38 protein-coding genes are annotated in these 26,309 nt (G+C 30.9%); 26 read left to right on the plus strand and 12 right to left on the minus strand.

Features of this window, described 5'->3' with window-relative positions; all coding sequences use genetic code 11:
• Positions 1 to 21 precede the first annotated feature (21 nt).
• The 5 genes from CBLAS_RS04475 to CBLAS_RS04495 all read left to right on the plus strand — a co-directional run bounded on the left by CBLAS_RS04475 (position 22) and on the right by CBLAS_RS04495 (position 5,006).
• On the plus strand, positions 22 to 1,710 hold the full coding sequence (locus tag CBLAS_RS04475) for an acetolactate synthase large subunit (RefSeq protein WP_106870570.1): 1,689 nt from the start codon (positions 22 to 24) through the stop codon (positions 1,708 to 1,710).
• A gap of 10 nt (positions 1,711 to 1,720) precedes the next feature.
• Entirely contained in the window at positions 1,721 to 2,194 is a 474-nt protein-coding gene (ilvN, locus tag CBLAS_RS04480) for an acetolactate synthase small subunit (protein ID WP_106870572.1), read from the plus strand.
• Positions 2,195 to 2,211: 17 nt separating this feature from the next.
• Positions 2,212 to 3,165 carry a UDP-3-O-(3-hydroxymyristoyl)glucosamine N-acyltransferase gene (lpxD, locus tag CBLAS_RS04485; protein ID WP_106870574.1) on the plus strand — a complete coding sequence of 318 codons (954 nt, stop codon included), beginning with the start codon at positions 2,212 to 2,214 and terminating at the stop codon, positions 3,163 to 3,165.
• 123 nt (positions 3,166 to 3,288) lie between these two features.
• On the plus strand, positions 3,289 to 4,527 hold the full coding sequence (locus tag CBLAS_RS04490) for a DUF2157 domain-containing protein (RefSeq protein ID WP_106870576.1): 1,239 nt from the start codon (positions 3,289 to 3,291) through the stop codon (positions 4,525 to 4,527).
• Between the two features lie 2 nt (positions 4,528 to 4,529).
• Positions 4,530 to 5,006 (plus strand): GDYXXLXY domain-containing protein, encoded by a 477-nt coding sequence (locus CBLAS_RS04495; protein ID WP_157940012.1) that lies wholly within the window; start codon positions 4,530 to 4,532, stop codon positions 5,004 to 5,006.
• A gap of 104 nt (positions 5,007 to 5,110) precedes the next feature.
• Here the strand turns inward: CBLAS_RS04495 and CBLAS_RS04500 are convergent, their stop codons facing one another.
• On the minus strand, positions 5,111 to 5,719 hold the full coding sequence (locus tag CBLAS_RS04500) for a DedA family protein (RefSeq protein ID WP_172658181.1): 609 nt from the start codon (positions 5,717 to 5,719) through the stop codon (positions 5,111 to 5,113).
• A gap of 535 nt (positions 5,720 to 6,254) precedes the next feature.
• On the minus strand, positions 6,255 to 6,902 hold the full coding sequence (locus CBLAS_RS04505; protein WP_106870580.1) for an XRE family transcriptional regulator: 648 nt from the start codon (positions 6,900 to 6,902) through the stop codon (positions 6,255 to 6,257).
• A gap of 150 nt (positions 6,903 to 7,052) precedes the next feature.
• Here CBLAS_RS04505 and CBLAS_RS04510 point away from each other — a divergent pair, with 150 nt between their 5' ends.
• The 21 genes from CBLAS_RS04510 to CBLAS_RS04610 all read left to right on the plus strand — a co-directional run bounded on the left by CBLAS_RS04510 (position 7,053) and on the right by CBLAS_RS04610 (position 17,030).
• Positions 7,053 to 7,244 (plus strand): hypothetical protein, encoded by a 192-nt coding sequence (locus tag CBLAS_RS04510; protein ID WP_106870582.1) that lies wholly within the window; start codon positions 7,053 to 7,055, stop codon positions 7,242 to 7,244.
• Complete coding sequence (locus tag CBLAS_RS04515) at positions 7,244 to 9,316, plus strand: DDE-type integrase/transposase/recombinase (protein WP_106870584.1); 2,073 nt, start codon at positions 7,244 to 7,246, stop codon at positions 9,314 to 9,316. The genes CBLAS_RS04510 and CBLAS_RS04515 overlap by 1 nt, the downstream gene beginning before the upstream one ends.
• Positions 9,317 to 9,377: 61 nt before the next feature.
• Positions 9,378 to 10,286 carry an AAA family ATPase gene (locus CBLAS_RS04520; RefSeq protein WP_106870586.1) on the plus strand — a complete coding sequence of 303 codons (909 nt, stop codon included), beginning with the start codon at positions 9,378 to 9,380 and terminating at the stop codon, positions 10,284 to 10,286.
• 10 nt (positions 10,287 to 10,296) lie between these two features.
• Positions 10,297 to 10,476, plus strand: a complete 180-nt coding sequence (locus tag CBLAS_RS04525; protein ID WP_106870588.1) for a hypothetical protein — start codon at positions 10,297 to 10,299, stop codon at positions 10,474 to 10,476.
• Positions 10,473 to 10,685, plus strand: a complete 213-nt coding sequence (locus tag CBLAS_RS04530; protein ID WP_106870590.1) for a hypothetical protein — start codon at positions 10,473 to 10,475, stop codon at positions 10,683 to 10,685. The genes CBLAS_RS04525 and CBLAS_RS04530 overlap by 4 nt, the downstream gene beginning before the upstream one ends.
• Before the next feature lie 2 nt (positions 10,686 to 10,687).
• Entirely contained in the window at positions 10,688 to 11,074 is a 387-nt protein-coding gene (locus CBLAS_RS04535) for a YopX family protein (RefSeq protein ID WP_106870592.1), read from the plus strand.
• Between the two features lie 75 nt (positions 11,075 to 11,149).
• Positions 11,150 to 11,320, plus strand: coding sequence for a hypothetical protein (locus tag CBLAS_RS04540; protein ID WP_157940013.1), 171 nt, complete (start codon positions 11,150 to 11,152; stop codon positions 11,318 to 11,320).
• A complete protein-coding gene (locus tag CBLAS_RS04545; protein WP_106870594.1) occupies positions 11,317 to 11,661 on the plus strand; it encodes a DUF7768 domain-containing protein in 345 nt (114 codons plus the stop codon). The genes CBLAS_RS04540 and CBLAS_RS04545 overlap by 4 nt, the downstream gene beginning before the upstream one ends.
• A gap of 171 nt (positions 11,662 to 11,832) precedes the next feature.
• Positions 11,833 to 12,324: a host-nuclease inhibitor Gam family protein gene (locus CBLAS_RS04550; protein ID WP_106870596.1), complete on the plus strand. Its 492-nt coding sequence runs from the start codon at positions 11,833 to 11,835 to the stop codon at positions 12,322 to 12,324.
• Entirely contained in the window at positions 12,321 to 12,479 is a 159-nt protein-coding gene (gene nrdD, locus CBLAS_RS04555) for an anaerobic ribonucleoside-triphosphate reductase (RefSeq protein WP_106870598.1), read from the plus strand. Before CBLAS_RS04550 ends, nrdD begins: the two co-directional genes overlap by 4 nt.
• Positions 12,480 to 12,697: 218 nt before the next feature.
• Positions 12,698 to 13,114, plus strand: a complete 417-nt coding sequence (locus CBLAS_RS04560) for a hypothetical protein (protein WP_133169610.1) — start codon at positions 12,698 to 12,700, stop codon at positions 13,112 to 13,114.
• Positions 13,104 to 13,430 (plus strand): DUF4406 domain-containing protein, encoded by a 327-nt coding sequence (locus tag CBLAS_RS04565; protein ID WP_106870602.1) that lies wholly within the window; start codon positions 13,104 to 13,106, stop codon positions 13,428 to 13,430. Before CBLAS_RS04560 ends, CBLAS_RS04565 begins: the two co-directional genes overlap by 11 nt.
• Complete coding sequence (locus CBLAS_RS04570) at positions 13,418 to 13,567, plus strand: hypothetical protein (RefSeq protein WP_157940014.1); 150 nt, start codon at positions 13,418 to 13,420, stop codon at positions 13,565 to 13,567. Before CBLAS_RS04565 ends, CBLAS_RS04570 begins: the two co-directional genes overlap by 13 nt.
• Positions 13,564 to 14,019: a phage protein GemA/Gp16 family protein gene (locus tag CBLAS_RS04575; RefSeq protein ID WP_106870604.1), complete on the plus strand. Its 456-nt coding sequence runs from the start codon at positions 13,564 to 13,566 to the stop codon at positions 14,017 to 14,019. Before CBLAS_RS04570 ends, CBLAS_RS04575 begins: the two co-directional genes overlap by 4 nt.
• A 9-nt stretch (positions 14,020 to 14,028) precedes the next feature.
• Positions 14,029 to 14,292 carry a Mor transcription activator family protein gene (locus CBLAS_RS04580; RefSeq protein WP_106870606.1) on the plus strand — a complete coding sequence of 88 codons (264 nt, stop codon included), beginning with the start codon at positions 14,029 to 14,031 and terminating at the stop codon, positions 14,290 to 14,292.
• Between the two features lie 63 nt (positions 14,293 to 14,355).
• On the plus strand, positions 14,356 to 14,796 hold the full coding sequence (locus CBLAS_RS04585; RefSeq protein WP_106870608.1) for a hypothetical protein: 441 nt from the start codon (positions 14,356 to 14,358) through the stop codon (positions 14,794 to 14,796).
• Position 14,797: 1 nt separating this feature from the next.
• Entirely contained in the window at positions 14,798 to 14,983 is a 186-nt protein-coding gene (locus CBLAS_RS04590) for a hypothetical protein (protein ID WP_106870610.1), read from the plus strand.
• On the plus strand, positions 14,973 to 15,521 hold the full coding sequence (locus tag CBLAS_RS04595; RefSeq protein ID WP_106870612.1) for a hypothetical protein: 549 nt from the start codon (positions 14,973 to 14,975) through the stop codon (positions 15,519 to 15,521). The genes CBLAS_RS04590 and CBLAS_RS04595 overlap by 11 nt, the downstream gene beginning before the upstream one ends.
• Before the next feature lie 8 nt (positions 15,522 to 15,529).
• Positions 15,530 to 15,763, plus strand: a complete 234-nt coding sequence (locus CBLAS_RS04600; protein ID WP_106870614.1) for a transcriptional regulator — start codon at positions 15,530 to 15,532, stop codon at positions 15,761 to 15,763.
• A gap of 383 nt (positions 15,764 to 16,146) precedes the next feature.
• Positions 16,147 to 16,839, plus strand: a complete 693-nt coding sequence (locus tag CBLAS_RS04605) for a Rha family transcriptional regulator (protein WP_106870616.1) — start codon at positions 16,147 to 16,149, stop codon at positions 16,837 to 16,839.
• Positions 16,836 to 17,030: a hypothetical protein gene (locus tag CBLAS_RS04610; RefSeq protein WP_106872952.1), complete on the plus strand. Its 195-nt coding sequence runs from the start codon at positions 16,836 to 16,838 to the stop codon at positions 17,028 to 17,030. The genes CBLAS_RS04605 and CBLAS_RS04610 overlap by 4 nt, the downstream gene beginning before the upstream one ends.
• 143 nt (positions 17,031 to 17,173) lie before the next feature.
• Here the strand turns inward: CBLAS_RS04610 and CBLAS_RS04615 are convergent, their stop codons facing one another.
• The 10 genes from CBLAS_RS04615 to CBLAS_RS09405 form a co-directional block, all read right to left on the minus strand.
• On the minus strand, positions 17,174 to 17,662 hold the full coding sequence (locus CBLAS_RS04615) for a phage virion morphogenesis protein (RefSeq protein ID WP_106872954.1): 489 nt from the start codon (positions 17,660 to 17,662) through the stop codon (positions 17,174 to 17,176).
• A 132-nt stretch (positions 17,663 to 17,794) separates the two neighbouring features.
• On the minus strand, positions 17,795 to 19,054 hold the full coding sequence (locus CBLAS_RS04620) for a phage head morphogenesis protein (RefSeq protein ID WP_172658182.1): 1,260 nt from the start codon (positions 19,052 to 19,054) through the stop codon (positions 17,795 to 17,797).
• The gene (locus CBLAS_RS04625; protein ID WP_106872533.1) at positions 19,044 to 20,429 is read right to left on the minus strand and encodes a phage portal protein family protein; all 1,386 of its coding nucleotides are present in this window, start codon (positions 20,427 to 20,429) and stop codon (positions 19,044 to 19,046) included. The genes CBLAS_RS04620 and CBLAS_RS04625 overlap by 11 nt, the downstream gene beginning before the upstream one ends.
• Positions 20,398 to 22,062 carry a phage terminase large subunit gene (gene terL, locus CBLAS_RS04630; RefSeq protein WP_106872535.1) on the minus strand — a complete coding sequence of 555 codons (1,665 nt, stop codon included), beginning with the start codon at positions 22,060 to 22,062 and terminating at the stop codon, positions 20,398 to 20,400. Before terL ends, CBLAS_RS04625 begins: the two co-directional genes overlap by 32 nt.
• 430 nt (positions 22,063 to 22,492) lie before the next feature.
• The gene (locus CBLAS_RS04635) at positions 22,493 to 22,972 is read right to left on the minus strand and encodes a DUF1804 family protein (RefSeq protein ID WP_106872537.1); all 480 of its coding nucleotides are present in this window, start codon (positions 22,970 to 22,972) and stop codon (positions 22,493 to 22,495) included.
• Positions 22,965 to 23,363 carry a phage protein Gp36 family protein gene (locus CBLAS_RS04640; protein ID WP_106872539.1) on the minus strand — a complete coding sequence of 133 codons (399 nt, stop codon included), beginning with the start codon at positions 23,361 to 23,363 and terminating at the stop codon, positions 22,965 to 22,967. The genes CBLAS_RS04635 and CBLAS_RS04640 overlap by 8 nt, the downstream gene beginning before the upstream one ends.
• A 123-nt stretch (positions 23,364 to 23,486) precedes the next feature.
• Complete coding sequence (locus CBLAS_RS04645; RefSeq protein ID WP_106872541.1) at positions 23,487 to 24,482, minus strand: major capsid protein; 996 nt, start codon at positions 24,480 to 24,482, stop codon at positions 23,487 to 23,489.
• 3 nt (positions 24,483 to 24,485) lie between these two features.
• Positions 24,486 to 24,818: a hypothetical protein gene (locus tag CBLAS_RS04650; protein WP_106872543.1), complete on the minus strand. Its 333-nt coding sequence runs from the start codon at positions 24,816 to 24,818 to the stop codon at positions 24,486 to 24,488.
• An 11-nt stretch (positions 24,819 to 24,829) separates the two neighbouring features.
• On the minus strand, positions 24,830 to 25,642 hold the full coding sequence (locus CBLAS_RS04655) for a phage protease (RefSeq protein WP_106872545.1): 813 nt from the start codon (positions 25,640 to 25,642) through the stop codon (positions 24,830 to 24,832).
• A gap of 80 nt (positions 25,643 to 25,722) precedes the next feature.
• Positions 25,723 to 26,229 (minus strand): hypothetical protein, encoded by a 507-nt coding sequence (locus CBLAS_RS09405; RefSeq protein ID WP_162296623.1) that lies wholly within the window; start codon positions 26,227 to 26,229, stop codon positions 25,723 to 25,725.
• Positions 26,230 to 26,309 lie beyond the last annotated feature (80 nt).

Raw genomic sequence — 26,309 nt, forward strand, 5'->3', positions numbered from 1 at the left:
TACTAAAAAGGTAAAAATATAATGAAAAAACTAAATGGGTCACAAATGATAATGGAAGCACTTAATAAAGAGGGCGTTAAGGTTGTTTTTGGATATCCTGGCGGAGCAGCTTTAAATATATTTGATGAAACTTATAAGCAAAGATATTTTAATGTAGTATTGGCTAGGCACGAACAGGCAGTAGTTCACGCTGCTGATGGATATGCAAGGGTTAGTGGTGAGGTTGGTGTTGCCATTGTAACAAGTGGGCCGGGTTTTACAAACACTATAACAGGTATAGCAACTGCATTTATGGACTCAATACCATTAGTTGTTATAAGTGGGCAGGTTGCCAATTCGCTGATTGGAACAGATGCTTTTCAAGAGGTGGACGCTGTTGGTATATCCCGCCCTTGCGTTAAGCATAACTATCTTGTTAAAAATATAGAAGAGTTGCCAAGAATTTTAAAAGAGGCATTTTATATAGCAAAAAGTGGTCGTCCAGGACCTGTTCATATTGATATACCAAAAGATATAACAGCGGCCGTTGGGGATTTTAGTTATCCTGATAAAATAAACATGAAAACATATAAACCAATGTATAAAGGAAATCCTGGGCAAATTAAAAAAGCAAGCAAACTTATAGCAGAGGCAAAAAAACCAATATTGTATATAGGTGGAGGAGTTATAAACTCAAATGCTAGCAAAGAGATTAGAGAATTTGTAAAAATTACCCAAATTCCAACAGTTCAAACACTTATGGCGCTTGGAACCTTAAGAAGTGATGATGAGTTTAATCTAGGCTTAATTGGTATGCATGGTAAATATGCTGCAAATATGGCTATGAGTGAAACCGATTTAGTTATTTGTGCTGGGGCTAGGTTTGATGATAGGGTTACAGGCAAGACTAGTGAGTTTGCTAAATTTGCAAATATTATACATATAGATATTGATCCAAGTTCAATTTCAAAAATAATTAAAGCTAATTACCCTATAGTTGGTAATATAAAAGATGTTTTTGAAGAACTAAATCCAAAAGTAAAAGAGGCAGTAGATCCTAAAAATTATGAAGAGTGGAGAAAGACATTAAAAAGATATGATGAAATCCACCCTTTAAAATACCAAGATAGTGATGAAGTTTTAAAACCACAATGGGTTATAGAAGAGAGTGCAAAAATAGTTAACGATGAAGAGGCTATTATAGTTACAGATGTAGGACAACATCAAATGTGGGTAGCGCAATACTATCCTTTTAAAAATCCAAGAACATTTTTAACTAGTGGTGGGCTAGGAACTATGGGGTATGGTTTGCCTGCTGCTATGGGTGCTAAATTTGCAGCTAAAGATAGACCTGTTATTAACTTTAATGGCGATGGTGGGGTTTTAATGAACATCCAAGAGCTTCAAACAATAGCTGAAAATGGCATTCCTGTTATAAATATCATTTTAAATAATAAATTTTTAGGAATGGTAAGACAGTGGCAATCTATGTTTTATGAAGAGAGATTTGCCTCAACTGATTTAACAAAACAACCTGATTTTATAAAACTAGTTGAAAGTTTTGGCGGAAAAGGTTATGTTGTAAATACAAAAGATGAGTTCAAAAAAGCATTAAAAGAGGCTGTAGAGAGTAAAATTTTAACATTTATAGATGTTAGAATAGATAGATTTGAAAATGTTATACCTATGGTTCCAGCTGGTGCAGCACTATATAATATGATATTAAAGTAAGGTGGGTATTGTGAATGATAAAAACAGAAGATTAATTTCAGTGATAGTTTTAAATGAGCATGGAGTTTTATCAAGAATTTCAGGGCTTTTTTCAGGAAGAGGCTATAATATTGATAGCTTAACAGTCGCACCTATACCAGATACTGAGTTTTCAAGAGTAAGTATTGTTACAAGTGGCGATGCAAGAGTTTTTGAGCAAATTACAAAACAACTACATAAGCTACTACCTATATATAAAGTTATTGAAGAGGGTGATTTTGTAGAAAAAGAGTTGGCATTGGTTAAAATTCCACTATCTGTAAATTTAGCAGGACTTGATTCTGTTTTAAAATCATACAATGGAAGTGTGGCAAACAGTAATAGTGAAAATTTAATTATAATAGCCTGTGATGATTCAACAAGAATAACTAGTTTTATAAAAACTATGAGTAAATATAGCCCAGTTGATATAGTTAGAAGCGGTTCAGTAATGCTAGAAATGTAAATATTTGGAAAAGTAAAATGAGACTAAGTGAGATATGTAAAATTTTAAATTTAGATTATGATGGCGGTGATTTTGAAGTTAGTGGTTTAAATTCTCTTGGTGAGGCAAATGAGAGTGAGTTAAGCTATTGTGATGGAGTTAAGAATAAAGACTCTTTGCAAAAAACTAAGGCGGGTATAGTTTTAGTGCAAAAAGAGCTTATAGAGTTTGTTCCTAAAAGCTCAAACCATTTAATATCTTCAAACCCACATTTGAATTTTGCAATCTTAAGTAGGTATTTTGCAAAGGATTTAGTGCGGGAAAAAAGAGCTTCAAACATAGATAGCAGTGCAAAAATAATGCAAAATGTCTATATAGGCTCAAATTCTAAAATAGGGCGATATACAACTATAATGCCGGGCGCTTATATAGGCGATGATGTAATGATTGGCGATGAATGTATAATACACCCGAATGTTGTAATTTATAATGATACGATAATTGGAAATAGATGTTATATACAGGCAAATTCAGTTATAGGAAGTGAAGGCTTTGGCTATGCTCATACAAAAGATGGTAGTCATATTAAAATTTATCATAATGGAAATGTTAAAATAGAAGATGATGTAGAAATAGGAGCAAACACAACTATAGATAGGGCTGTGTTTGGAACCACTACTCTTAAAAAAGGAACAAAGATAGATAATCTAGTTCAAATAGGGCATAACTGCGAACTTGGAGAAAATTGTCTTATGGCAGCTCATGCTGGATTAGCAGGTTCGACTATACTTGGCAAAAATGTTACTATGGGTGGACAAAGTGCATCATCTGGACATCTTAAAGTAGGGGACTTTGCTACCATTGCCGGTAGGGGAGGTGTTACTAAAAACTTACAAGGTGGTAAGGTTTATGGTGGCTTTCCTGCTGTTGAGTTAAAAGAGTGGTTAAGAAAAGAGGCTAAAATAAATCAAATTTTGAAAGAGAAAAAATAGTAAAAACGCAAAATACCAAGTTTTAATTTATTATAAATACTAATAGTCTTATAAGTTTTTATTAAAATTGGATATAGTTGATTTGCAATCTAATTAATTATTTTTATATCTAAAAAGGCTGTTATGATAGAAAAAATATTTTTACAAAAAGAGATTAAAAAATGGCTTGATGAAGAGATTATCTCAAAAGAGCAAGCTATTAGCATACTAGATAGGTATGGGTTATCTTATAAGGAAGATGAGAGAAATTTTAATATTTTTTCAATTTTAGGCTGTCTTTTGATTGGTGTTTCACTAATTATATTAATAGGAAATAATTGGAACAATATCCCACCCTTTATTAGAGTGACCTCCCTTATATTTGCAACTTTTGCCATTCAAATAGGTGCTTATATACGCCTAAAAAAATACAATAGTTCAAATTTATTTTTCTTGGGGAATTTGGTATTTGGTGCAAGTATAATTTTAATAGCACAAATTTACCATCTTGGAACGCATATGCCAAATGGGGTATTTTTATGGGCTATTGGTTCTTTTTTGATAGCTATTTTTTTAAGCAACAAATGGGTAAATTTACAATCAATGCTACTTGCAACCCTTTGGTGTTTGCTGGAGATTGATAGCTCTTATCCATATGCTTTTTGGTTATTTTTAATTACGAGCGCTTTTATATTTTATAGATATGGTGAGAATGGATACCTTTTTAGGGTATTTTTATTAAATATAATATGGTTTTTACCATATACTCTATACTATTTTACAATAAATGAAAACTATATTTTTTATGATGAATATTTTCTTTTATATATGATTTTTACTACTTATATTTTATTTTTATTTGTTAATTTGATACTAAAAAATAGAGCAAATTTATATCTAAATATCTCAAATTCTATGATGGTTAAGATTTTTTATCTATTCTCTTTTTTACTTATATCTGAGGATTTTTACGAGAAGATAACTCTTGGTTTTTTAGATCTTAATACTCTTTTTTATATTTTAGTGTTTTTAGTTTTATCATTGACATTTTTAGTTAAAGAAAAAAGATATTTTATCTATACAGCTATATTTTTATTATTAATATTTGCCTTAAAAGTGGCAAATTTTGGATATCTGTTTTGGGTATTTGTAGCTATAAACTTTTTACTATTTATCTTTTACTGCTTTATAGTCTACAAAGGGATAATGGAAGATAATTTAGGCTTATACCGCCTAGGAATATCTTCTATTTTAATATTTATCTTTATCCACTATTTTAGTTTAATATCGCAAGATTATGTAACAACTTCTATATTTTTCTTTATATGTGCCTCTTTGATGTTAATCTTCGTTAAAATTTTCAAAAAAATTAAAAGGGTATGAGCATGAGAAAGTTTATATTATTTGGTATTATTTTTCAGATTTCCATCCTGTTTTCATTTGTGGCTTTTGCCTATGCTCCTTTATATTTTGGAGAAGAAATTAAGGTAAAGGCTAGCGGATTTGATCCTAGAGATATTTTTTTAGGAAATTATGTATATTTAAGATATGAAGGACTAAATCAAATTCAAACAGAAGAGGAATTTAAAAGAGGAAAAAAAGTTTATCTTATTTTAGAAAAAGAAAAAGACCTTTATAAAGGCAAAAAAGTTACGCACAAAAAACCTAAAGATGAAGTTTTTATAACAGGCAGGGTTACTTACCAAGATAGTGTTTTAAATATTAAATTTGGAATAGAAAAATACTTTTTACCACAAAAAGATGCATTAAAACTAGAAAAACAGCTACAAAGCAAAGATGCAGTAGTTACACTTGGTGTTTTAAATGGACTAGTTAGGATAAAAAAGTTTGAATTTGAATAGCAATATAGATGTTTTAAGGTAGTTGAATTATTATTTAAAACTCTAATGTTTTTTAATCCAAACCTAAATTAATTTTATCCTAAAGAATAAGGCTATCAAAAGCCTTATATCTTATCTTTTTTCCTTTTTTGATAGTAAAAATATATTCCAAAACTAACAGCTACAAAGACAAGGCAGATAATCGTAATTGTATGAAGCTCCTCTTTTATCAACTCTTCATTTTGCCCTAAAAAATAACCTAAAGCAAGCAGAATTGCTACCCATATTCCAGCACCCAAAGTAGTGTAGAGGCTAAATTTAAATACATTCATCTTTGCAAGTCCAGCTGGAAGGCTAATGTATTGTCTAATGCCTGGAATTAGACGGCAATTAAAGGTTGAAATTTCGCCATGTTTTTTGAAAAAAGTTTCAAATTTTTGCATTTTATCTTCTGTAATTCCTACAAATTTGCCATATTTATCAATTATTTTTCTACCAAAAAAGAAACATAAATAGTAGTTAAAAATAGCTCCTAAAAGTGAGCCTAAAGCACCTGATAAAAATGCTAAATATATGTTCATTTTACCTAAAAATGCTAAGTATCCAGCTGGTATCATGGCAACTTCGCTTGGAAAAGGAAAAAAAGAGCTTTCCAAAAACATCATAGCAAATATGCCAAAATATCCCCAAGTATCAACTAAATGTATAAAAAAATTAACAAAATTCTCAAGCAAATCAGACCCTTTATGTAAAATAGTATTGTATTTAAAATTTGTAAATTTGTGATGGGGTATTTAAAATGAGACTGATAAAAAAGAGCGAATTTTTTCAGCAAGTGCCTAAATATAGGTATTTTGTAGTTTAGTAGTCTCACTTTAAATGCAAGGTTTAAGTTTAGCAAAAAATCCCAAAACTAATAATTTTATCCCGTATGTCCTAAAATAGCTTAAAATAATAGCCTTTAAATGCCTTTTAATCGGTGTTTAAACAATCCCGAATAGTAACCATTTAAAATAAAAATAAAGCGAATATATAGGCGATTCTATGCTTAAGGTTTGCAAAAAAATAAAGTAAAATTTTAATGAAATTTATTGATTAACGAACAAAATTTGCTTAAAATGTTCGTTAATCAATTCTTAATATTCGTTAATATCTTTAAAGTATCGCTAAAATGGTTATTATGGATTAACGAATATGTAAAATTTATATTAAAAATAGTATGATAACTTAATTTTAAACTTAAACGGATTAACGAACATTTTTTATTCGTTATTTTTGAATTACTAAAACCTTTCTACCTATGATTTTAAAAAATATTTGCGAATCTTTTTGGTCGTAAATTTTAGGTTCATATTTTGGATTATCACTAATTATTGTTATCGTTCTGTCTAGGTTAAATTGAAGTCTTTTTATAATTACATTATCATCTAATAGTATTGCATAAATACCATCTATCTCTTCTTTCTTTGATATATCTATTATAACATGTGCTCCGTCTTGAATGGTTGGCTCCATGCTATCACCTTCTACTTGTATTATTTTAATTTTACTCTCATCTTGCGGTGTTTTAAAAAAAACTTTATCTAGTATATATTTGCCTATAACACTTACCTCAAATGGCATTAGTCCTTTTCCGGCACCAGCTTTAAGGTCTAAAACTTCTATCTCGTAATTATTAGCATTTATATCTTTTTCAACCATTGATCCTATTCCTGTAAGTAGCCACCAGCCATTTATGTGGAATTTATCCACTATCTGAATAACTAAATCTATGGGTATATTTTTTGTTCGTCCAGCTTCAATGTCTGCTATTTTAGACCTATCGGTATTTAAGTGAATAGCAAATGCTTCTTGTGAATTTATTTTTAAATATTTTCGTAACTCTTTTAATCTCTCACCAGAGCCTATTTTTTTCATAAATTAAACCTTTTTTAAGAAAAATCCCACTATATTTTATTGACTTTGTGGAAAAATCCCACTATAATACATTTATAGTTTATTTTTTTATAAATAATGCTTGTTGTAATAATACAAAAATATTTTATAAAAAGAGATAAAAGGAAAAAGATGCTTACAGATTTAACTAAAAAAATCAAAAAAGATTATGGTTCTTTAAAATTCTTTTTAGAAAAAAATAATATTAATCGCAACACATATAATGTTGTTGTTCGTGGTTATGGAAGTAGTAAAAGAATAATTGATGTATTGATTAAACATAATTATATCGAAAGCGAAGAAGAGCTTAAAAGAACTAAGTGATGTATTATCTCAGAACAAGTGAAGCTTCTTTAATATTTAGTGTAACCCAAAGAACATTACAAAGTGCAGCACAACGAAATTCAACCAAATATCCATTTTTAAAAATTGAAGATGCTGGGGTTAGAGCTCGCGGTGGAGTTAAACTGCTTTTTGAAGTTAGCGAAGAGCGAGTTAAAAAAGCTATAGATAGTGGAAAAATAAAAAGCGATGTTAGTGTTTATATTTATGAGAATAAAGAGTTAAAAGAGCTTAAATTTAGTGAAATTTGTCAGATAAAGTCTTGGAGTTATAAGGGTCTAAAAGCTTGCAATGATAAAGGGCTGGGTAATTGTAGTGATGAGACTTTGGGTGGCAGGTTAGGCGATGTTTATTTAAATTCAAGCGATGAAGAGATAAAAGAAGCAAGAGAAAAAGCAGAACTACTTCAAAGATTTGAAATAGCTAAAAAAAGCAAAGTGCCATGTGATAAGTTTTGTGAGCTTGAAAAAATCAGCAGATCAAACCTTTTTAGATGGCAAAAAGCTTATAAAGAAAAAGGGATAAGGGGATTAATAGACAAAAGAGGCAAGAAAAAAGGTAGTTATAAGCTTGAGAGATGGATGGAAGAGTTCATTATAAATAAATTTAGAGCTTATGGGGCTGGTATTTTAAACATAACTCAAATTTGGAAAGATTTGCATATAGAATATAGCAAAAAAAGTGGAGATTTTTCTAAATTTGAGTTTTTACAAGGCAAGGTTAAGCCCTTGTTTGATATTGGGGTTATTACTAGATTTATAGACAATTACTATAAAAATAGACAAGTTGAGTATATGTTAGTGACTAAAGGCTTTGATAGAACTGTAGGCTCCTTAGAGCCTGCTCATGGAAATCAAGGCATATTAATCACAAGACGGAATGAGTGTTGGCAAATAGATAGCTCACCACTTGATTTGATTGTGAGAAATGGCGAAGGTGGGCAGCATTTAAGACCTAATATCCTCTCAATTATAGATATATACTCTGGTAGATGTGTTGCAACATTGGCTGAAAGCTCAAATGCTTTAGCACTAACAAGGCTACTTTATAGAGCAATTAGTGAGCTTGGACTACCTGAGGCAATAAAGGGCGACAACGGACGAGACTATGTTAGTGAAGAGTTCCAAAGACTGCTTGAAGGGATTGGGGTTAGTTATATAAGCTCACGAGCTTACCAAGGAAGAGATAAAGGCTTTGTTGAGAGGCATTTTAGAACAATTCAACAAAGCAAGATGGCAAATTTACCTGGATACATAGGCAGAAATGTTGCAATGCGTGAAAACATAGAACATCAAACACCTAAAAAAGAAAGACATGCAAAAGATGAGTTTGGGCATACCATAAAAACTCATCAAGAGCTACTTTTAACCTATGAAGAGATGAAAAAAATCTTTGAAGTTGCAGTTTATGAGTGGGATATGACAGCCATTAAGAGAGGAAAAATAGCACCAATTACAAAGTGGAATGGTGATAATACACCGCTTAAACATATAAGTTATGAAAATTTTATTTTATATGCAGGTAGTAAAGGACTTAGAAAAGTTACTAAAAAAGGCATTGTGATTGATGGTATTAGATACTCATCAAATGAGCTCCCATATGGTGAAGAAGTAAGAGTTAGCGTTAATATCGATAATGTGAGCGAGGCTTTTGTTTTTAGTATGGATGGCGATTTTATATGTAAAGCAGTTGATAGCGAAATAAGAGCATTAAATGCTGAAGACTTTAGCACTATAACTAAGAGATTTAACAAAAACTTAAGAGAGCTAAGACGAGCTATCAAAAATGCAAAACTTAGTGAGTTTAGTAAGCTTAATATTGACTATGATTTGGCTGAGACTAAAAAGGCTCATATGGAAGCATTGAAAAAAGAACCAAGAGAGCTTATAAATACTAATAGCACAAGTGCTGTGTTTGAAAAGATAAAAAAACAAGAAGAGGTGGCAAAAATTAAAAAAGCTTCGTTTGATTATGAAAAATATGAAGCACCAAAAATTAAAAAGTCAAAAATTAAACCTGTTGATGAGCTAATAGAAGAGATGAAAGCTGTTTAATTAATGGCTTATTAAAGAGTTTATAAAAGCTTTTTAATAAATCATTAAAGAAAGGAAAAAGATGGAAGATTTAAGAAAACAAATTGATGAGTTTATCTCTAAAAATGGAATTAGTCGCAATGTATTTGCCAAAAATATTGACATAAATCCAAGTTATCTAGCAGGATATATGAAAGAAGGCAAGAGCTTCAAATATAGCGACAAAGTTGAAGCACTTGCAAAAAAATATCTTGACAATTATACACCTAGAAAAGAAATAAGTCAAGATGAGTTGCCTTTCATAGCTACAAAAGATGCTAAAGCTATAAATGCTGTTATTAGCTGGGTAGCACAAGATAGAGATATGGGTGTTGTTATAGGAGAGGCTGGAACTGGTAAAAGCCGAGCTGTAAAAGAGTATGCAAGTAATCATCCTGAGGTTGTATTGATAGAGGCAACTATAAGCACAAGTGCTAGGGTGCTTTTTAAAATACTAAGCGATAAATTTAATGTAGGAGCTAGTAAAAGCATAGATGAGACAATAAGAGCTGTTGCAAATGAGCTTAAAAAGGTTCAAAAGATGATAATCATAGATGAGGCTGAACATTTGCCCTATAGGGCATTAGAGGGCATCAGAAGAATGTATGACTTTTCGGGGTCTCCTGTTGTTTTAGTTGGGACTAAAAAGCTTTTAATGAACTTAACAGGTGGCAAGAAAAATAATCTTGAATATGAACAATTAAGTTCAAGAATCGGCTCAAAATGGAACTTAGAAGGGCTTGTGAATGCTAAAGGTGATAAAGATTTAGTAGAAGTTTGCAAACATTTCGGAGTAGTTGATAAAAACGATGTGGATCTTGTTAAGTCTTTAACTAGAGGTAACTTTAGAAAAACAGAAAAGCTACTTAAGAGAGCTCTTAGAATAGCGGTTTTAAATGAGTGTGAAATAAATGATGAGTGTATAAAAGAAGCAACTAAGATGTTGTTGTAAGGGGTCTGAGATGAGTTATAACGAGATAGCAAGAGAGTTGAATTTAAGTGTAAATAAAGTTATAGAGATAGAGTTTGTTGCGCTTAGGAAAATGCAAGCTATCTTAGCTAAAAACAAAGAGTTAAGAGAGGGGTTGCAAGAGTTGCTAGCGTGGCTAGATGATGGTTATATACAAGGAGTTTTGAGATGAGAAAATTTAGCGAAATTTATGATTTTAAAAGAAAAATGGCGGATATGGGGTTTTGCGTGAGATTTAAAAAAAGTGGTGTTAGTGGGATTAGAGAACGAAGCTTAATAAATGGTGCAAATGGCTTTTATTCAAAGGCTTTTTATGCTGTTGTGGGTGAGTATATAGTCTTAAAAGATAGTTGCAAAATTGTGGATTTTGTAAGGGGTTAGAGATGAGAGAGATTAAATTTAAAGTATTAAACAAGATAACAGGAGAGATTTTACCTGTTGCAAATATAGATTTTAAATTAAAAATAGTAACAGTGGGTGGTATTGCGGATGGAGTATTAGGAAAAATTGAGTTTTATTCTGAATGGAAATTTAAAAATGTTGAACTTATGGAATATACGGGAGTAAAAGACGCAAATGGTGTAGAAATTTATGAAGGTGATATTTTAAAAACAGATGATGGATATCTTGCAAAAGTAGATTTTTATGATGGAGAATTTAAGGCAATTGAAGATGATGTTAGTCTAAATTTAGCAGATTATGCAATTAGTAGCAGTGTTGTTGGAAATATTTACGAAAATCCTGAACTACTAAATTTAAAAAGCAATTAAAGTTTATCAAAGCCATTTTTAAAAAGATGGCTTGAATAAGTTTTAAGAAAGGAGAGAGATGAAAAAACAACATTGTTGGCTGGACTACTTGCAGCAGTTTTTTTAAGTGTTGGAGAATTTTGTGGGTTGCAAGAAAATGTGCAAACAAGAACTCGTAAGTTTAAACATACTTTATTCCATACAACAAAAGGAAAAAGAGCAAAAAGTTTAAAAATAAGGGCTAATAGAAGAAAGGTAAGAAAATGAGTAGAGTTTCAAAATTAGTATTTGTAAGCACTCCATATGCTTCAATTGATTGTAGAGATAGAGACAGAAATTACTATGCAAAGCAACTTGCCCTAGAAGCATGCAGACAAGTTAGGCTTAATGGATATGAGCCAATAAGTCCAGTTCTTGCTTGGATGGACATATATAGCGAAATGGAGCGAGAAAAAGTAATGGATATGTGTTATGAGCTACTTAGTATGTGTAGTTACTACTACTATCATAACTGCAAATGGGCTAAAAGTAGCAAAGGTATGGCGCAAGAGCGGGTGTGGGCTAGAGAGCTTGGAATTACTGAGCTTAAATTTAGTCTGTTTGAGTGATGATAAGGCGATGTTATAAGCTTTTCGTTCAACAAGAGTTATCCACAAATGAAGCCGAAATTAAAAATTTCGTTCATTTGGGATAAATTGTTTCACTCTAAGTTTATAACAAAAGATGGGATGAATTGTTTTGTTTAAAAGTTTTTAACCAAAAGAGAAAAAGGAGAAAAAATGGCAAAGATAGAGAGTTTTAGCGATATAGATTTAGCATTAAAAAAGATATGTGAGCTTAGTGTTGGCATTGAAAAAATCAATGGTGAGGTAACTCTTGAGTGTAACCGCATAAAAGAGTTAAGGAAAAATGAGATAGAAAGGCTTGATAATGAAAAGAAATTTTTAGAGCAACAAATAACTCTTTTTTGTGAAGATAACAAACACGAATTTGCTGATAAAAGAAGCAAAGAGTTTACCTTTGGAGAGATAGGCTATAGAGTATCAAAAAGTGTATCAATTCCAAGAGTAAAAACAAAAGTTGTATCACTTTTAAATGCTATAAAAGCGTATGGACTTGGTAAAGAGTGCATAACATACGAAGAAAAACCAAACAAAGAGGCTTTGGCTGAGCTTGATGATAAAGATTTGGCAAAACTTGGACTTAAAAGAATTATAAAAGATAATTTTCGCATAGTTCCAAAAATAGAGAGTTTAGAGTTAGTAAAATGACAAAAGATGAGATTTTAACAAAAAATCAAAGCAAAAGAACAAGATGTATAGTTTATACAAGAGTTATGGGTTATCACAGACCAGTTGAAAGCTTTAATGTGGGCAAAAAAGGTGAACATAAAGAAAGGGTAAAATTTATAAAAATAAGGGCTTAAATGCCCTTTAAAGTCTATTTAAATGGGGTTTAAATTATAAGTTTTTTAGTTCAACAAGAGTTATCCACAAATGAAGCCGAAATTTTTAATTTCGTTCATTTGGGATAAATTGTTTCACTAAAAAGTTTATAAAACAATAAAAAAGGAGAAAAAATGGAAAGTATGTTAATACTTGCTTTAATGTTTCTTGTGATTTTTAGTGGAAGCGAGTATCTGTTTTGAGCAAGCCAAGAACTATTCATAAAGAAGCTTGCAAGCTCGTAACATTTGCCTTAAAAGATAGTATGTGTGGGCAGTGGATACGGGCTATTAGGGTAAGAGATGAAGTTTTGATTATAGGCTTTGAAAATATGGCCGCAAAAGAGGAATTCGACAACAATAAAGAGTATTTTTTAAGGAAAATGAGGGCGTATTATAGTGATAATTTAGTTTATTTAAAAAGTATAGGACTGCTTTTTAGACAAGTTAAATCAGTTTGCGACTGGAAGTTGCCAAGAGACGAGAAGCAGTGGCTAAACCAGTATGAAGAAAAAGCTAAAGGTACTTTTGAAAATAGATTTAAAAATCCAGAATTAAGGGCTATTTTTGAGGATATTAGAGAGGCTATTAAAAAAAGAGGTAAAGATGAACGATAGAATTTATATAGCAGGTGCTATATCAAACAATCCACATTTTAAAGAGGAATTTGCACTAGCGCAAAGGTATCTTTTAAACAAGGGTTATGTGGTTTTAAACCCAGCTATTTTACCAAAAGGGCTTAGCCAAGAGGAGTATATGAGGATATGTATACCAATGCTTAACATTGCTGATACGGTTTATTTTTTAAAAGGTTGGAAAAAAAGCACAGGTGCAAAAATAGAACATGCTTTGGCTCTTCAAGCAGGTAAAAGAGTGCTTTATCAAGAAGAGGATTTAAGACTTTATGTAAGGGGCTGGGTATGGAAGAGTTGATTAATGAAATGCATGAAAATATAGAGCTTATAGAGCATGAGTTAGCTAAAATGGCAGAGATTTTAGATAGGCTTGATGATATAGAGTTAGCAGAAGAGCTTGAAGATCAAATTTTAGCTATAAAAGAGCTATTATGACACCAAAACAAAATGAACTTAAAAAACACTATATAAAACTAGTTCATACACTTAAAAAAGATTTTTTTATAGATGATGATGCAAGATATATGTACATGCAAGCTAAATTTAACAAAGATAGCTTAACAAAACTAAGCATTGATGAGCTTAGAGTTATGCTTGAAGATATGGGCTATAAGCCTTATAAAAAGGGTAAAATTCCAAAGCAAAAAGCTAAAAATGAAGAGCAAAAAGCTACTCAAAAACAGCTCGATACAATTGTTGGTATTTGGAACACGATAGCTAGAAACAAAACAAAACTAGCACTTGGGCTTTTTTGTGAGAGAATAACAGGATATTTAATGATAAATATCTCAAGCCTTAGCAAAAAAGAGGCAAGTAAGGTTATAATTGCTTTAAAAAAAATGCAAAAAGAGTATTTTAATGGTAAAATAAAAAAAGAAAATCCCTAAAGGAAGGCAATGTATATAACTAGTGAAGATATATTTAATGAGTTTTTAAAATTTTGTAAAAAAGCCGATAAAAAAGCTGTCTTAAAAGAATATGGCGGATCAAATATATACATTCCTAGTTACAAAAACAGCTTAAGAGATGAAGATATTTTAAAAGAGTATGAAGAGCTTGTTGCAAGTGGGTTTAAAAAGACTTTGGCAGTTAAAAAAATTGCTAGAAAATATGAGCTAACAAATGCTAGCGTGTATAGGATAGTAAAGCCCCATAAATAGGAGCTTTATAAAGCATATTTAAAGCTAAATTTTGCTAAAATAATATAACAAAAAAGGGATAAAATGAGTGAAAATAACATAGAAAAATTTGACATTTTAACAGGTAGAGTTTTAGCCAAGCTTTATGCAAATTTTCCTGTGCCTGTTATGCTTAACTCAGATGAGTTTGGTATAAAAGATGAAGTTGAAGCTTTTTTATCAAGCGAAACTGCGACCTCAAATAAAGAAAAAAACGATGAAGCTATATTTTTTAGCTCCACTATTAAATGGCTGCTTAAAAATGAACTAATAGACGCTAAACAAAACGGAAGTGCTAACTTTTATGATGTTTGTCTTACCTTTAAGGGCTTAAGGCTACTTAAAAAAGTGCCAAAAAGTATAGATGAGCAAGGTAAAAATATAGGCGAATACCTAAAAAGTGGTGTTAAAAGTGCAAATAATGAACTTTTAAAATTAGTTGTAAATAGTTTATATAGCTACGGTGTAGATATAATAAAGGACTAAAATGGAAAAAGAAAATTTATTAATTCTAAAAGAAATTGATAAAAAAATAAGCCTACTTAAAAAAAGACTTTTTAGTGGAAATGTTCTTATAGATGATGAAGCCTTAACTCTTTTAAAGTATCTAAAAATACAAGTTGATGAGATAAATGCCGTAGGTAGTTTGTTAGGTAAAAAATATGGAAAGTAAAGATAAACTTATAGCCATTATTGTAATTAGTGCAATTGTAGGCAGTGTGTATTCTTATAGTCAATTTTTAACACACGATGAAAATATCCAAAAGATAAAAACTCAAAATGAAAATGCAAAAATCATAGCAGACCTAGCAAAAAATAAAGAATTACAAAATGCGTGTAACGCCCCTAAATCTACAACACTAAAAACACTAAAAGATGATGAAAGTGTTAGTTTTTCTAATGGTGGCAATTCTTTAACAAAAAATGATTTAAAAAACTATGACTTTAAAGAGATAGAAGACACAACACAAACAGAAGACAAAGAGGGAGCTTTTAGCATACTTGGTTATGAAAAAACAAACGACGGAAGAAAGAAATTCAAAATTATATTAGACAATAAAAATCAGTGGGCTAATGCAGATATCATAGATGTAAGAGCTAGAATGGCACTTGCTAAAGCTAGTATAGAAGAAAGAGAAGTAAGCCTAAAATTAAGAGTTGTTAAAGAGTATAACAAGATAAAAGAAGTAGTTATACTAAGCGTAGAATAAGGGATAAAATGGAAAAAGAAAATTTAATAAAACAAACTTGTAAAGAACTTGGCTTAACTTATAAGCAGTTAGCAGATGCAATTGGATATGGAGAAGGTGCTATTAAAAATTCAGCTTCAACTGGGAATATTAGCGAAACAATGCAATATGCTATTAAAATGTATAAACGCATTTTAGAGCTTGAAACAGAATTAAACAAAGCAAATAAAATTAAAGAAAATTTAAGAGAGTGGCTTAAATAACCATTCTTTTAAATAAGTCATTATAACTTACTACAAACTATAAAAAGCCTCATTTATTTTAACTAAAATCTTGACAAATATTAATTAATATTGTATAATTCTTGTATCAAAGGTAATTAAAGATTACTTTTGAAATAAAAACAAGGAGTATCAAATGCTAAAGTTCTTGCAAGTATTAGCATTAGTTTTACAAATCCTTTACTGGATTTTAAGACTTTTTGGGGTTATTTAAACCCCACCCCGCAAGGGGGCTAATAAATTTTAGCTGATACTCCTATGAAATTATAGCATAAAGGATTTAAAATGGTATTAGATATTGTAATGAGTTTGGTTTTTATACTAACTTGTGTTTGGATATATAAAACTAATAAAAGGAGTAAAAAATGAGTAGCTTTGTGATAAACAATCAGCAGGTAAGTTTTGAAGTGGTGGGCGAGCAAACCTACACCACTTCATTAGATGTCGCCAATGTATTTAATAAACGACATAGTGATATTTTAGCACAAATTCGTGAATTACCAAAGGATGATTTTAACGAGCGGAATTTTCCGTTGGTTAAATATCAAGACCAAAAGGGTGAATTTAGACCTTGCTATCAACTTACCCGTGATGGCTTTTCGCTTTTAGTTATGGGTTTTACAGGAGAGAGAGCTTATAGGTGGAAGATAGAGTTTATCAAAGCTTTTAATATGATGGAGAGTATGCTAAGAAAAGAGCGACCGCATCTTGATAATTTAATTAACAGCTTAGCAGAGGTAAACAAAAAGCTTGAGGGTTATAAAAACGAAGCAAATGAGTTTAAGACAAAATACTATAAAAACTTAGAGCTTACAAACTCACTTTTACTTGAAAAGGTTGAGAGTAAGAGATTAAAAACATTTGAGGATTTAAAGGTAAAAGGAAAAGGTGTTAAATTTAGCAAAGATGAGTTAAACAAAGCCATTAACCTTTATAAACAGGGTTTAAACTATGCACAAATAGCAAGGAAGCTTAGCAGAAGTTCTTGGACTATAGCAAGACATTTAAGATATAGTGGTGTGGTTAGAAGTTATGATTTGTTTGGAGGTGAGTTATGAGTGTGGATTTTGATAAAATGGTAAAGCTAGAAGAGACTAAGGACTTTTTAGATGGCGCTACAGCTTTGCTTTATAGTATGGCTATATATGCAAAAGATGGTGACAATGATAGAATCGTCAGCGGGTTACTTTTTTTAGGTGATGGCTTTTCTTCTATGGTAGAAGAATTAGAGGAACTTTTAAAGGACTAATTAGCCTTTGTTATTTGGAGTTTGTCCATTCCGTCATTCTGAGGCTTTAGCCTTAGAATCTCCCCTTGTTAGCAATGTTTGTTTACAATCTTGATGAGATCCTTCGCTTCGCTCAGGATGACTGGGTAAAAGGCTCAGGATGACTAGGCTAAAATATCTTTTATATAGTTAATGCAGTCTTTTTTTATCTCATCTTTTAACTCTTTTTTTAAAAATCCTTTTTTACTAATTGGTAAAAATGGTCTTGCTGGTATGGTTGTGTTTTTGCCACGACCAGCTTTGTTTGTGCCAAATTGATGAACTAAACCATAAACATAGCCTTTGCTTTTTGAGACATTAAAAACTCTAACACTTGTATTAGTTGTTTTTATCTCCCATTTATCAGCTAAATCTCCGCTTTTTCTTAATACATTTGAACTATAGCCTTTTTTAGCTTTATACTTTTTAGTGCTATCTTTTAGAGCTTTCCACTTTTTACCAAATGGTGAACTTTGTTTTTCAAAACTATCCTCTATTTCATTTCTTAAAATTTCACCAGTATCTGCTAAAAATGGTTCAATGTCTCCACCTAAATGGCTTAATTTATGTAGTTTGTCTTGAACCTCTTTAAGTCCTTTTACTTTTATAGACATCTTAGCTCCTTTTGACAAATTATGTGTTATTTGGTATAATATGGGTAAATGGCTAACGATCAATCTAAATAGTAGGATTTCATAAGCTGTAAAAAGCCACATGAGTGTTGTGGGTGCAACTCCCACCGTTAGCTATTTAATCTTTATAATATCTTTTTTCTTTATTACTTTTTCTATATCTTCTTTATCGGCTTTATCTAATGTAATAACATAGTTTTTCATCTTAAACTTTTTATGAAATTTGCTTATTTCAATCGGTATTAAATTTAGCTTTGTTTTATCTTTTTTATCTTCAAAAATAAATACTATATTTTTATGTTTATCTCTTAAATCCACATATGCTCTATTTTCATCATTTAAAACATCTACTATTTCCTTCATCTCTTCAACTCTAAAAGCATGGTTATATGCCTCTTTTCTTTGTGGTCTAGCGTGTGAGAGTTCTTTTTTGGTTAGTATCATTCCACCACTTTTAACCTCTTTGTTTAGTAGCTTACTTGCTGTCTCACTTATAAATTTAGATAAAAGCCCAACTTGAACTACATTAAGTGGTGTTTTTTGGTTGTTTTTTACTATAACTTCATCAACCATATCATTAAGTCCTTTTTTCCAAACATACAAATCTCTTTGTTTTGTGAAATTTCCTAAGTCTTTTAAGATAGCATTTACTTCTTTACTAGTTAGCTTTGTATTTAGCTTAAATCTATCTTTTTTCTTGGCTAAAATTTCATCTAATTTATCTGTTTTTCCTGGATTGTAAGCAAAGTCAATATCTGCTATACCATTTATACCATTGCTATTTTCTCTTACCTTTAAACCTCTTCTTTTAGCTTCACTTAAAGTTATAGCCTCCACTTGACATCTACAATTCCACCCATTTGGTGGATAATTTGTATCCCAAAAAGGATCCGTTTTTGGCAAGACTAGATTATGCATACCTCTATGCTTTGCTCTTGTTAGATTGTCCATAACTGCTGTGTATCTAAAATGAGTTGCACTGCTTAGCATTTGCCCTGTATATCTACTTTTAGCATAGATTGTTCTCATATTTGTATTATAGATAGTTTTAAGTCTACGAGAGCCTACATATATCTCTTTTTTTTCGCCTGTTTCTCTTTTTACAACTTTTGTTTTACCAAACCAGCCTTTTTTCTTTAAAGTTGGTGTGATTTGTTTTTTCCAATCTTCAAAATTTACGCCATTTTTGTAAGCATTTTCAAGTGAGGTTTTAACATCATTTAGTAAATCAATATCACTCATCTTAGCTATTGTAAATACCCTGTTATGAGTTTCATGCATTATCTCATCATAATCAAAGTGCAGCTGGGGCTTTTTTTCTTTTATGTATTTATAAGTGTCACTAGTTTTGCTAAAAAAAGAGTTATATATCATCGCTTAATCCGTGCATTTGTGAGTTTGCAATTGCTTTAAACATACTATCTTCAAGCTCATTTAAAGTATAGTTATCTTGATATAAAGACATAAACTCTTTAAAAGCCTCTTCATAGGTTGCAGATTTATTTAAAATTTCATCTAGTTTTTTATCTAAACTACTACTTGCATTTATAAGCTCTTTATTTAAAAACTCATCATCCATAGCCTTATCAACCATATCAAGATATTTTGGTTTTAAACTCTCTTTAAAGGCTAAATAATTGCTATTTAAATGCCCTTTATTTTCTATGATTTTGCTTTTTTGCTCATCAATTTCATAGTTATAAGTCTCTTCTATATACTCTTTTGTTGGAATAAAACCCATATTATATAGCTTTAAATCTCTCTCGCTTAACTCAATATTTGGTTTATTCTTATCAAATAATTTAGCTTCTATATCTATATTAAGCCCATTTACCTCTTTAAAAAACTTAATTGCTCGGTTAACTACATAAATTAAAATATTAGCATCACTTAGTGCAATGTCTTCTCTTATTTGATTATGTATGTTTGCAGCTGCAAAGCTTCCCTCTTTAACACTGCTTGTTAAATTTGCACCAAGTATTACTTTGCTTATTTGATTATCACAATAGTTAATTAATTTATCATGAGAGCTATCTTTATTTGGCTGGGTTAGCTCAATGCTTTCATCTTGGTCAATTACTGCAACATCACCACTTAGCATTGCAAATACCTCTTTTGCTAAGGTTTCAGCATCAAAGCTACTTTTTGCAATAGCCCACGGAGATCCAAATTTTTCTATAAATTCAATCCAAAATTTTAAACTTGCATTTTTTAATTTTACAGGAAAATATAGCTTTTCAAGCAAAGCGTCCCCGTATGGCTTATAAAAATTTGCCCTACTTAAACCATAAATTACTTTAAATTTGGGAATTTCTTGTAAAAAACCATTTAAGTTAAAATGTAAAACATCATCTTTAAACTCAAAATTTCTAAAATCTCTCTGTCTTAAAATTGGATAAAATAGCCCATCAATTGGTTTATAATTAACTTCAAAAACATTAATGCCATAAAGATAAGTTTCAAGAATTTGTGAAATAATATCGCTATAAAAGCAAGATAACAGGTTCTCTTTTATGGTTTCATCATCACAAATTATAGCAAGCTCTTTTTTTTCAGTAACAGCTTTTCTTGAAATGTCTGCTTGAGTAAAGCTTAAGTCTCTTGTAATTAAGTTTAAATCGCTATCACTTATCTTGTAAGCACTAATGCTAGTGCTAAATAGTGCATTTATTAAAGTATCGTTTGGTGATAGTCTAAGTGCTTTGTTTTTATCTTTTTTATTTAAAAATAAATTTTTTAAAAAAGCCATGCTCTCTCCTTTTTCGTTTAAAATCTTTTCCACCTTTACACAAATCATATGCACCGGCTAAGCTATCGGGTGCGTCATCGTGTTCAGCTTCTGGGTAGTCAAGTAGTTGGTTTATTAAGGTAGTTTGTGTTTTATGAAGTAAAATCTCCCCTGTTGCAACAGGAATTTCAAGAGTTCCAATTCTTATGCCTTTGTTTGTGCTGTTATTTACCCCTTTTAAGGGCATTTTAATGGAGTTATCAAAGGCTTCATTATATAGCCATTCTTTTAGGAAAAATTGTCCGCCATTTGTCTCAATCGCTACAATTCTACATTTATATAGTTCTTGAAGTTTAATCACTCTTTTTATAGTGTCATTACCTGCTAGTTTTTCACTTATGTTTTCACAAACATAAATTTTTTTGCTATCTATATGCACCCCAAGCACCGTAATAGAAGTAAAGTCTCCTTTTTTCTTGCCACCAGCTGGATCTACATACATATAATAAAAGTCGCATTTTGGGGCATTTGTGTAGTAGTGGAAGTTGCTTTGTTTAAATATCGCATTTTCACTTAATGGGGTGTTTTGCTGTTCTTTATCAAAGCTTCTTCTGTTTTCAGCTCTTTTTTTCATAAGTTTAATGAGAGGTAAGGCTTCCTCCCAAAGCACCTGCGAGCCATCAAGCATTAAAGCCTCATTGTCTTCATAAAACTTCAAGGCATGTTTTTCGCCATAGCTTTTAAAGAGTTGTTCCCATTTTTCCCATAAATCCATTCTTTTTGGATAATTGATGATAGATTTAAAAACTTTTGAATTCCAAAACGGACTTTTGATTTTTCTATTTAAAACAGAATCTTGATGTAAAATAGTTCCTATGTAGATGATTATAAGCTTATCTTCTAAACTACCTAAGTTTGATACCGCTTCATCTAGCCAATCTTCTAATTTATCTCTTTGTGAGCGACTGCGAACATTTGTATCATTTTCAAGGTCATCTGCTATAACTAAATCAGGTCTATAGATACCATATCTAATACCACGAACTCTTTTACCTGTTCCAAAAGATTGCACTTTTACGCCATTATTTGTTATAAACTCACCAATCCTCCACATCTTACCAATGCCACAGCATAAAGGAAAATCAGCTTTTAAATTTGGATTTTCTTCAAGCTCTGCTTTTATACTTTCAAGTATCCCATCAACAAGCTCAACGCTATCACTTAGTTCAACTATAAATTTTCTTTTATTAAAACAAATTGCCCAAAGGGGTAAAAGAATTGAGCTATAAGTCGTTTTAGCGTGTCCTCTTGGAGCTGCTATTGCATTCTTGCTACCATTTTCTTTTTGTAGGGTATCTTCAAACAAAGTGGCTAAATAAGTGTGTAGTTCGCACTCACCTTTTATGGTGAAATAGTGTGGAAAATATGTTTTTGCAAAATATAAAAAATCAAACTTAGCTTTTTTAATTCTTTCATCTTTTAGGGCTGGATCAAGTAAAGAGTTAGAAGATATTACCTCTTTTAGTTCATCACTTACAGTTTTAAGCCACTGCTCAAACTCAGCTCTAATTAAAACCTTTGCTTCGTTGTTAGATCCGTGTTTTTGATTTTCATAATTTAAAAATTCCCTTAACTCTTCTTTGTTAAAAAGCATTTTTTCCTTTCTTTTTAATCACTTTTTTTAAAAGCTTTTGAGTAAAACAATTTATCCCAAATGGAAAAAATCTTTGATTTTAGGCTCCATTTGTGGATAACTCTTGTTGAACGAAAAGTTCACCATCTCTTACCCTTTTGTGTTATAAACTTTGAGTGAAACAATTTATCCCCAATGGAAAAAATCTTTGATTTTAGGCTCCATTTGTGGATAACTCTTGTTGAACGAAAAGCTCACCATCTTTTACCCTTTTGTGTTATAAACTTTGAGTGAAACAATTTATCCCCAATGGAAAAAATCTTTGATTTTAGGCTCCATTTGTGGATAACTCTTGTTGAACGAAAAGCTTATAACACTACTACCTTGTTAAACGAAAAAGCTTTTAACACCACTTTATCTCAAAGGTCTCATTTGCTACTAGCACCTAAGTCTAATCAAGTCTTTCAATAGCTCTTACAAACTCGCTTTTTTCAAAAAGATTAACTAAAATCTTTAAACCCTCTTTATCGCCATTTTTTTGAAACTCAATGACAATCAGCTTTATAACCTCTTTTGCAATGCTTAGTTTGTAGGCTTTTGGATCTTCAAGGTTGGCTACTTTTTTCATCTTAGAAAAACTATCACCTACTTGCGAGAGGGCATTTGCTTTTTCTTTTGATGAGAGTTTTTCATCTTCTCTTATCTCTTTAATGGCCGCATACATCTCATTTATAAAAGAGTTATATATAGTGTTGCCTTCATTTTTGGCATTTGCTATAAGTTCATTTGCCTTTAACTCGTCCCAATTGCCATCATTTGATTTATAATTTTTAACCGTTTTAATGCTTTTATTTAAAATTTCAGCAATGCTTTCAATACTAAAATTTTTTAAATATAGCTCTTTTGCTATCTCTTTTGTAAGTCTAGCCATTAACACTGCTCCAATCTTTCATAATATAATCATTGTGTTTAAAAGCCCTTTGCTTTACTATTAGCTTGCTTTCATTCTTAAGCTCTATTGGAATTTTGCCGTTTGCCATTTTAATTAAAAGACTTTCACACTTTTCTAGTTCATCTTTATAATTTTCTTTTGGGTAGTTTTGTTTTCTTTTTAGCTCAATAATTGTTAAAAGAGTGCAAATTTGCTTTAAAAGTGGTGTTGGATTTTTTGGAATTACTATAAAAGAGGCTATAAAGCTAGTGGCATCTTTTATGGCATCGTTGATTACATCTTGATTTATTTTAAAATTTCCATTTAGATCACTTAACTCTTCTAACTCTTTTTTACTTAGCTCTTTTAAAAGCTCATCATTATCTATCACTTTAACCCCTTAATGTAATACTGTTTAATCGTCTGTTAAACCCGTTTAAAATCGTTTAAAATCTTTTCATAAGGTCATAAACCATTTTAAAATTTAAAGCCGTTTTAAACGGCTTTAAAATAGTTATTTAAAACTTAGCTCAATTAATGCATCAGGACGATTACAAATTGGAATGGCTTTTGTTTCGCTCACAATTGCGTAACCTTGCCCTTTATCCAGCTTTTCAGGAGCTGCTGAAAAGTATAGCTTTGGAGCAAGACCAAGTGCGTCAACATGGTTAGCTCTTCCATAATAAAGTGTAAAAGGTTCAGTTGATTTTGGTATAACTTTGGCTTTATCTGTATCCATAAAGTCTTTTGCTTCGCCTTTTGTATTTTTATATTTTGCTGAATATGGTCTAAAGTCTGTTCCATAGATATTTAAAACTCTTAAGTTGCCCTCTTCGCTCCATTTTGCAATTCCTGCTTTAAATAGCTCTTCTTCATTTGCTTTATTTACTAAATTTGCTAAAAAACCATAGCCACAAAGAACTTCATATCCAGGATTAACACCAAACTCACTAATTAATCTTTCATCTACTTCATTAAGAGTTTCAATTAGTGTTTTTGCTCCATTGCCTGAGCTTTTTTTGCTTAATTGCACTCCTTGTTTTCTTGAGACAAAAGAGAATAGTTCTTGTCCTTTTCCATCTAAAATTTTGCCAAAAAGTGAACCAATTGCCATATACTCTAAAGTGGTATCAATGCTATCTTTTTGTGATTTTAAAATTTCAGCTATTTTAACAGAAAGCGACTCAGTTACGGCTTTTTCGCTGTTTAAGCTTCTTAGTGAGTTAATATCACTAGCATTTATTTTATCAACCAAAGGAAACCTAGGAAGTGAAACAGTAACGATATATGCATCATCTGTTTTAGTTACTAAATGGCTAGCATTAGCACTAACACTTTCAAGCACAACTCCAGCACCTCTTTTAATGATAATATCAACACTATCACCAACTACACCTTTTTTTGTTTTATAAAATTTATCCATTGCAAAATGCGGTGCTGCTTTTAGTTGGTTTGCAATATTTGTCATAGCAACTACGCTAAATTTTTTAAGTATTTCATCTAAATTCATATTCTACTCCACTACTATAATATTTTGTTCAAACAAACTAGTTTTATAATCTTCCTCAACTCCATCTAGTTTTACAGCTCCAATTTTTAAAATGCCAGCTGTGCCGTTTTGTGTTAAGTTATCTTTTAAGATACCTTTAGTTAATAAAGTGTCTGCATTTTCATCTGTTATCTTCTTCCAACACAAATTTGTGGTATCAAAGCCAACAATTGTCCCAACACTTAAGAAATTTTGACCATCTAAATCAACTTTTGCATTATAAGAAAGAACATCTTTAACGATGATCTCTGATATGGTTTTTGGCTTTTTTGCCAAATCATCTAATGTTTTTGCCATTTTTTCTCCTTTTAGTTTATACTTTTTAATGCCATTGCAACTATATCTTCATCATCAGCTTTGGCTGATTTGTTTTCAAAAATATTGTTTTTTAATGCATCATTTTTTTGAGCTACTTTTTGTGTTTTTAAAAAACTCTCAAATCCAGCCATATCACTTTTACAATATGCCAAAGCCCACTCTTTTTGCTCTTTGTTTATTTTGTTTGCAACAATTGCACCATTTACCTTTTCTTCGGCGAGGGTATTTTTAAGCTCCTCATTTTCTTTTGTTAGGCTTTGAACTTTTGCCTTTAAGGCTGTAAGCTCTTCATTTTCTTTTTGTTTGGACTCTTTATCCATACTTTTCTCCTTTATATTATTTTTATTAGCCACAACTTCGCCTAGCTCATCTAAAAATGGTTTATTTGTTAGACTTGCTGAGTGAAGCGTGGCACCTCTGTAAACTCCACTTTTTTCATCAATCCCTGCAAACTCATAAACAGGACTTAGATATTTATATTCTCCGTTTTTGATATAATCTTTTGCTTTAACTGTCCAGGAAACCTTGCCCCAAAGCTCATTTTTTTCATTGATATATAGCTCTTTTATCCAACCAGCAGCAGGGGCAATTTCGCCTGTTAAAGTTTGATGTTCATAGTCAATAACTGTCTCAACCGCTCTTTTTTCGTAATTAATTTTCATCTTTTCAATATCAGCTATATCTAATGCAAACTCACCATTTTGATGCCCTTTCCATTCTCCAACAACGGCTAGCTTTACATCAACTAAATTATCTGTATTTTCATCAGCTTTTAATTTAAAGCTAAAATTTGAACTAAGCATTTATCTCCTTTATTATTTTTTACTTCGCAGCCAAACAAAGTCCGTCTTTGTGGCAAGTAGCTTTCGCTCCTTTGACCCACCTAAAGCACACCGTTACTTTTGGCAACACCGTATTTTAGAAATTCTCTCTCTTCTTTTGTAAGCTCACTATTTATAGCACTATCGCATTCTTTTAGTTTTGTTTTAATAGTTCTTGCATATATGTTTAAATAACCATAATCACTTATACCTTCGTGTATCTTTGTGATGTTTTCTAAATTAATTACGAAGCCATGGTTAAATAGTGAGTTAGACAAGAACTTATCAACTTGCTCTATCAAATCATATAGTTCAAACTTGCACTTTTGTCTATAAATTTCGCTTTTATTTGATGTGGCGTTTACAAAATATAACTTATAGGTTGCCTCTTTTTCAACACTATTAATATACTTTTCACTTTCAAAATCGACTAAAATTAAAGGCGTTACCTTTAGGCATTTTTCAAATTCTTTTAAATCTTCAAATTCACCCAAATAGCTATTTACTTTAATTTTTGTAAAAAGCCTATCAATATTGTAAAGCAACTCTTTTTCAAAGCTTTTAAGCATTTAAATCCTTAATCTTTTTTGCAAGTGTAGGAAAAAAAATTATTATTTTCTAGTAAAAAATTTGAGAAAAATATTTGAGT

Origin of the sequence: Campylobacter blaseri (genome assembly GCF_013201895.1) — a bacterium.
In the GTDB taxonomy this organism is placed as follows: Bacteria; Campylobacterota; Campylobacteria; order Campylobacterales; family Campylobacteraceae; genus Campylobacter_B; species Campylobacter_B blaseri.